Origin of the sequence: Mesorhizobium sp. M1088 (assembly GCF_040318575.1) — a bacterium.
In the GTDB taxonomy this organism is placed as follows: Bacteria; Pseudomonadota; Alphaproteobacteria; order Rhizobiales; family Rhizobiaceae; genus Mesorhizobium.
Genome location: NZ_JAMYMO010000090.1, coordinates 1 through 3,809 on the forward strand (window position 1 = coordinate 1; position 3,809 = coordinate 3,809).

7 protein-coding genes are annotated in these 3,809 nt (G+C 55.8%); 2 read left to right on the plus strand and 5 right to left on the minus strand.

Going from position 1 to position 3,809, the window contains the following annotated elements:
* Window positions 1-164 precede the first annotated feature (164 nt).
* The 3 genes from NKH49_RS34365 to NKH49_RS34375 form a co-directional block, all read right to left on the minus strand.
* Complete coding sequence (locus NKH49_RS34365; protein WP_352930092.1) at window positions 165-584, minus strand: VOC family protein; 420 nt, start codon at window positions 582-584, stop codon at window positions 165-167.
* A 73-nt stretch (window positions 585-657) separates the two neighbouring features.
* Window positions 658-1,485 carry a helix-turn-helix domain-containing protein gene (locus tag NKH49_RS34370; RefSeq protein WP_352930094.1) on the minus strand — a complete coding sequence of 276 codons (828 nt, stop codon included), beginning with the start codon at window positions 1,483-1,485 and terminating at the stop codon, window positions 658-660.
* A gap of 111 nt (window positions 1,486-1,596) precedes the next feature.
* Window positions 1,597-1,767, minus strand: a complete 171-nt coding sequence (locus tag NKH49_RS34375) for a hypothetical protein (protein ID WP_352451984.1) — start codon at window positions 1,765-1,767, stop codon at window positions 1,597-1,599.
* A gap of 154 nt (window positions 1,768-1,921) precedes the next feature.
* Here NKH49_RS34375 and NKH49_RS34380 point away from each other — a divergent pair, with 154 nt between their 5' ends.
* A complete protein-coding gene (locus tag NKH49_RS34380; protein ID WP_352930097.1) occupies window positions 1,922-2,353 on the plus strand; it encodes a TerB family tellurite resistance protein in 432 nt (143 codons plus the stop codon).
* A gap of 53 nt (window positions 2,354-2,406) precedes the next feature.
* On the opposite strand, the gene NKH49_RS34385 is transcribed toward NKH49_RS34380, so the two are convergent.
* A complete protein-coding gene (locus tag NKH49_RS34385; protein ID WP_352490693.1) occupies window positions 2,407-2,790 on the minus strand; it encodes a hypothetical protein in 384 nt (127 codons plus the stop codon).
* A 193-nt stretch (window positions 2,791-2,983) separates the two neighbouring features.
* A complete protein-coding gene (locus NKH49_RS34390; protein ID WP_352500931.1) occupies window positions 2,984-3,451 on the minus strand; it encodes a hypothetical protein in 468 nt (155 codons plus the stop codon).
* A gap of 63 nt (window positions 3,452-3,514) precedes the next feature.
* Between NKH49_RS34390 and NKH49_RS34395 the strand changes: the two genes are divergently transcribed.
* Window positions 3,515-3,808 carry a hypothetical protein gene (locus NKH49_RS34395; protein ID WP_352930101.1) on the plus strand — a complete coding sequence of 98 codons (294 nt, stop codon included), beginning with the start codon at window positions 3,515-3,517 and terminating at the stop codon, window positions 3,806-3,808.
* Window position 3,809: the final 1 nt, after the last annotated feature.

Genomic DNA, 3,809 nt, shown 5'->3' on the forward strand with positions numbered 1-3,809 from the left:
ATATGGACGCAAGCGATCGAAAACGACGCAAAACAACCGTTGCAGGCAGGGCGCCGTCCACATATGGATCCCAGGGTCTCCGCGACGGAGCTTCGCTCCTGCTCCGCCCAGGGATGACGAAATTGGGAGGCTTCGGCCAATCCCGAATGTGCAGCGCTACCAGTTCATGCTTTCTCGCTGGCCTTCGGCCAGTAGGTGCCGAACGACCAGACGTTGCCTTCCGGATCGCGGCAGATGAATTCGCGGCTGCCATAGTCGCGGTCGGTGAGTTCTTCCAGAATCTCGGCGCCGGCGGTTTTTGCCCGCGCGTATGCCGCGTCGGCGTCAGCGACCGCGACATAGATCGACTTGCCGCCGCCCGACCCGGGCGCGCCGACCATCTTGCCATAGGCATCGTCGCGCGCCGTGCCGAGCATGATGATCGAAGAGCCGAAAGCGAGTTCGGAGTGGTGCACCACGTCGCCTTCGCCATGGCGGACGCGAACGCTGAAGCCGAAGGCCTCGCACAACCAGTCGATCATCTTGCCGGCATTCCTGTAGCGCAGCGCCGGGTAAAGCCGCGGTGCTTCGGTGGTGTTCGGCATGGCCAATCTCCTTCGCTGTGTTGGTCGATCAACCCAGTCTGGGCGAAGGCCGGTCGCGCGTCTTGAAGAAATGTTACCTCACGGCAAGCGTCGTCGGCGTGACGCCTGCGAGGTCGCGGAACTCGCGCACCAGATGCGCCTGGTCGGCATAGCCGCAGTCGGCGGCGATGTCGGCCCAAGCGCTGTTGGCATGTCTCGACAGCCCAAGCGCATGGTTGAAGCGGACAATGCGCGAGAGCGTTTTTGGGCCGGTGCCGATAGCGTCCGAAAATTTTCCTGTAAGATGCTTGCGGCTCCAGCCAAGCTTTTCGGCCAGCGTCGAGATGCGGATCCGCCCACGCGTCGAGACGATCGTCTCATAGACCCAGACCATTTCGGCCTGAGTGCGGTCCGCGGTTGCCAACCGATCACCGACGAAGACTTCGGCGATGGCAAAGCGTGTGCTCCAATCCTGCGCATTGCCAAGCCTTTCGCGCAGCGCGATGCCTTCTACGCCGAGCACGTCATCCAGGCCGACCATGCGGTCGGTCAGTTCGCTCATCGGGCGGCCGAAGAAGCGACGAGCGCCGAGCGGGCTGAAATTGATCTGCACACAGCAGGTGCCGCCGCAGGATTCGATCACTACCGGCCCGGCATAAAGGCCGGCGGCAAAACTGGTGAAGCGGTCATTGTCGCCTGGGTCCTGGCCGAGCCCAATGGCAAAGGGTTCGGCAAAGCTGATGACCAGCGGCACGGTCAGCGAGGCATATTCGACGGCGTGGAAATGGCCTGGCATGGTTTCGCGAAAGCCGCACATGTCGGTGACGACGCCCTGAAGCCGATGGCTCGGCGCGCGCCGCACCATCTCGAACCGATCGAGGCCTGGGCTTTCGTGGCGGCTGCCGTCTTCGCTGTCGGGCATGCGCTTTCCTTCCGCCACGCGACTTTAACAGACCATCCGTCGGAATCAAAAGCGCCCGGCTTTTGGCCGGGCGCTCCGAGTTGCCTGAGATTCTGAATTGTCTGGACGTGTTTAGGCGCCGCGCATCAGGCAGCCGGCGGCCAGCACGATGTAAGCAATGACGACAATCCACACAGCAGCCAAAGGGATGAACGCAAGGACGCCAAGCGCGGCGAGAACGCCGATAATGGCGATAACAAGGGATATAATGAAAATAAGCTGGGTAGGCGCACTGAGATTCATGTTCGGTCCCTCCTCAACATGATTCGTACAACGGCATAGTATCAGGCGCGCGGTCACACACCAATGAGCGCACGCAGGCGGCTTTTCCACCATTCGCACCCCGTTTGCGCCAAGCCGATTCCGCGCTACCTTCCCGACGAATCGGAAGGGGCTGATGGCGATGGGATTGCTGGACCAGATACGCTCGATCTTCGACGGCGACCCCGGCGTGCGCAAGGTCGCGGACGATCCGGTGCTGTCGGCGGAATTGCTGATGCTGTTCCGTATGATCCTGGCCGACGGTTCGGTCAGCGAAAGCGAAATGACCGCCTTCAGGCGTATCTGCCGGGACGCCTTCGGCATTCCCGAAACCAGCATCGACAGCGTCATCGAATATCTCAACGATTTCGGCTACGAGACCAACAGCTCGCAGGCCGTCGCCCAATTCCGCGACCTCGACGTCGAACGACGCAAGCTGCTCGCCCGCCACATGGCCGAGATCGCCAAGGCCGATTCGCAACTTGCCGGGAGCGAGATGCAGCTGTTGCGCCGCACGCTCGACCTGCTCGACATCAGCCCGGCTGATTTGGTCAAGCCGCAAGGCTGAGGCATCGGCAGGATTGTTGAGTTACAGCAATTCAAGGTAAATCTGAGATGAATTCAGTATAAACTTGTGGTAAAATAAAATAACTGTGCATTGGTAAAACAATATATCGCAATCGGATCTTGATGATCCGTTTTTTCCTTATATTCTTCGGTGTCGTATACTACGTCGAAATATTTTCCAAATAAATCGTCGTCAGACCAAAGATCGTATTGCTTGACCATATTTGGTTCATCGGGCTTACCGAGATAGGCCCAAATCCGACTTCTTCTAATAGTTTTTATGTCACCAAATTGTGCGGTCAACTTTTCACGCGATAGCGCGTCCTCCCATCTGGGCGAAGGGCCAGTGATTTGCTGATAGAATATAAGCAAGACCAATACGGCAGTCGCAGCACTCAGCACAGCGGCCGAAAGTAGGCACTGCTTACTAATTTTCATTTCAGCCACCTATTTCTGATATCAATATCAATCGGGATCAAGCGACCGGAGAGAGGGCGCCCCGGTGGCGTCATCGAATTTTGCACTCGACTAAACAACATCACCGACTTTAGCTTCTTTTTGGGAAACAATCTTGGAACCGGGAAGATCCTTCATTGGCACTCAAGCGGATGCTCAAAGTACTATCATAGCGCTACCTGTTTCTCTTATGCAGTGTAAAAGAAACTGAAATCAAAGAGAATGCAGCCATAATTGCGAGATACGCGACAGCCAATCCGCTTTCACTTAAGGCGCCCGAAATCATAAAATGAATGGCAGTAATTAAAAGTAATATATAGTGATACTTTTGGATAATACTCAAATTATATATCATTTTTATGCTTGATTTTGTATACTTCCATCCGGTCCAGTCATTTTTGAAATTCCTCTCCAGATAACCGATGGGGTGTTCGAAACGATTGAGAAGCTCCGCTAACCTTCTTGGAAAGGCAAAGGAGGCAGCAACTATCGCGCCAATAAAAACCGCCATCCAGGCGGATTCACCCCAAATCAGCGAAACAGGGATGGTCGCGGCCGATGTCCATATGGCTGTTACTGAGAATATCTTCTCAAGGGTTCCGTCCATATCCATAATCTCTGCACCTCCGATCTTCCGGGGCATTTCCAACTACCGAAAGAATCCTCCTCTTCCGGGGCGGCGATGCCGCCTGCCAGGAGCCGGTCGATGCTTGATCCTGATCTGGCGCGGTGCGAACGCAGCTGTCAACCGAGAACGGGTGCGGTTCAAATGCTGGGCACTGAATTGGATTGGCAGTTCGCGCTGCCAAAAAAAATGCTCTGCACTCTTGACGCGCGGCCGGCTAATGAGTGTCACCGTAATTCCACAATTCCTCCAACGGATCGGAAAATTTGTATGGATAGTGTTGAAAAAGTCCGGGTTGCAGCAGTCCTGAAGCACTTCTCTATTCGGCATGTTGAGGTCAAGCGCTTTCGAGCTTGCGGCTTCTCCGGCGTTTGAC